The sequence below is a fragment of the Kitasatospora sp. NPDC093558 genome, from assembly GCF_040683475.1.
Lineage (GTDB): Bacteria > Actinomycetota > Actinomycetes > Streptomycetales > Streptomycetaceae > Kitasatospora.
In genome coordinates this window covers 1-2,643 of sequence record NZ_JBFBDY010000776.1, presented here as the reverse complement: position 1 = coordinate 2,643, position 2,643 = coordinate 1, and the positions used below count along the sequence as shown (strand labels likewise).

General features: G+C 75.4%; 2 pseudogenes. Both read left to right on the top strand.

The features are described 5' to 3' along the window. A pseudogene (locus tag AB0O00_RS35055) lies at positions 1 to 467 on the top strand (putative baseplate assembly protein); the annotation flags it as partial. Then, positions 464 to 2,643 (top strand): annotated as a pseudogene (locus AB0O00_RS35050) (hypothetical protein); the annotation flags it as partial. The pseudogenes AB0O00_RS35055 and AB0O00_RS35050, both read left to right, overlap by 4 nt.

Sequence of the window (2,643 nt, the reverse complement as noted above, 5' to 3'; positions counted from 1 at the left end):
GCACCGAGACGGCCCCCGACGCGCTGCTCGACGCCGTCCGCGCGGCGCTGTTCCGCTACCGCCGGATCGGCCACGACCTCGCAGAGTTCGGCGCGACGCTCGTGCCGCTCGACGTGGCGCTCCGCGTCCGGGTCGAGCCGGACCACGTCGCCGGGCACGTCCGCGCCGGGCTGCTGGCCGCCTTCGCCGCCCTGTTCGCCCCGGACGCGCTCGTCTTCGGCGACCCCGTCCGGGTCAGCCGGCTGGTCGCGGCGGCGGTCGCCGTGCCGGGCGTGCGGCACGCCGAAGTCACCCGCCTGCACCGGCTACAGCGCCTGTTCACCGACCCGGCCAATCCGGCGGACCGCGGCGACGCCCTTGCCACCGGGGTGCTGCCGATCCGGCCGCTGGAGGTCGCGCAGCTCGACAACGATCCCTCCCGGCCCGAACACGGCCGCCTCGAACTCGACTTGGAGGGCGGCCGATGAGCTGCACGTCCGACTCCTGCTGCACGGGTGTCGAGGCCGTCACCCCGACGCCCGTAGTCAACCCGCCCGGACAGCCTTCCCTCACCTACCGCGCGGGGACGTACGCGAGCTTCCGCGCGTCCATGCTCGCCCGGCTCTCCAGCCGCCGGGCCCTCGACGAGCTCACCACGCGCGACCCGGACGACCCCGCGATCGCCCTGCTCGACTGCTGGGCCGTGGTCGGCGAGGTGCTCACCTTCTACCAGGAGCGCATCGCCAACGAGGGGTACCTGCGCACCGCCACCGAGCCCGAGTCCCTCGACCACCTCGGCCTGCTCGCCGGCCACCGCCCCCGCCCGCCGCTCGCGTCGAGCACCCACCTCGCGTACACACTCGACCCGGGCGCGCACAGCCTCGTCCCGGCCGGGTCCGCGGTGAAGAGCCAGGCGGCGGCCGGGCAGCTCCCGCAGACCTTCGAGACGAGCGAGGACCTCGTCGCCCGCGCCGAGTGGAACACCCTCGCCGTCCGCCTCGCCGACCCGCCGGACATCACGCGCGACACCGTCGACTCCGCGCTCGTCACGTTCGCCGTGGACGGCACGACCGCCAACCTGCGCAAGGGCGACCGGCTGCTCTTCACCTTCGCGCCCAGCGGTCTTTCGCCCGACGTGCACGCCCGGACGGTCGCCGAATCCACCGTCGACTTCACCGCCGGGCGGACGCAGGTCACGCTCGTCTCCCCCACCACGCCGCTCGGCGCCTTCACCGCCGCCGTCGCTACCCTCGCCGACGCCGTGCGGGCCGCCACCGGGGACGCGGTGACGCGCACGGACCCTGTGGCGGCCCGCATCGTCAGCGACATCCTCACCCCGCTGGCGGCCCTGCTCCTACCGACGCTCACCCCGGCCAACGCCCTCTTCGAGGTCGCCCCCGAGCTCCAACGCCTCACCGAGGCCGTCGCGTTGGCGGCCCGCGGCGCGAGCTGCGCCCTCGCCGACTGGCTCGCCGGCGACCTCACCGCCGTCCGGCGCGCCGGTGGCGCCCTGCTCGTCCTCGCCGCCCAGATCGCCCGCCGGACCGATCCCGAGCTCTCCCAACTCCGTTCTCTTGCCCGCGCGTTGGTCTGCCCGGTGAGCTGCGAGTCCGATCTGTCGGATGGCGGCGACGACTGCCCGGACCCCTACCAGGCCGTCGGACTGGTCGCGTTGACGCCCGTCCTCCCGGCGCTGCGCCGCCCGCCGTCCCGCCCGCCGAGCTCGGCCCGCGCCCTGGACACGCCCGTCCAGCAGCTCTTCCGGCCCGACTCGGACGCCCACCTGCGCCTCCTCGCCGCCGCCGACCCCCGGCTCACCCAGCTGTACGACGCATGGCGGCGCGAGCGGATCACCGACCCGCCGCCGCTCGCCGGGCTCGTGGTCCTGCGGGTCCGCGCCGCCGTCGCGCTGGCCCGGCGCAAGACGCCCGCCGCCGACAACCGCGTCGACCAGATCCTCCTCGACTCCCTCCACGACACGGTCCTGCCCGGACGCCCGGTCCTCGTCGGCACCGGCGACGGCACGGACACGCTCGTCCTGTTCCCCGACCGCGTCCTGCCCGCCCAGCTCGACGTGACCGACCCGAGCGGCCGGAAGATCGGCGAAGTCACCGTCACCATGCTGGAGTTGGACACCCCGGTCGATTCCGCCAAGCTGTCCAAGGGCACCCCGCTGTGGGCCCAGGGCGAGCCGCTCACCCCCGTCGGCGCGCCCGTCCCCGACGACGTCGGCGGCGCCGCGATCGACCTCGCCCAGTGCTACGACGGCCTCAAGCCCGGCCGCTGGATCGTCGTCTCCGGCGAACGCACCGACGTCCCGCACACCAGCGGCGTGCAGGCCGCCGAGCTCGCCATGGTCGCGGGCGTCGGCCACCGCCTGGACCGGACCATCGACGGCCGGCCGGTGCTCCAGCGCGGCCAGGGCCCGCAGACCCGCATCCTGCTCGCGAACGACCTCGCCTACACCTACCGCCGCGCCGGCGTCACCATCTACGGCAACGTCGTCGCCGCCACCCAGGGCGAGACCCGCGCCGACGTCCTCGGCAGCGGCGACGCGGGCGTGCCCGGCCAGGCCTTCCCGCTGCACTTCGTCTCCGACTCCACCCCGCTCACCTGGACCGCCGCCGACAACCCCCTCGGCGCGCAGAACTCCCTCACCACCCG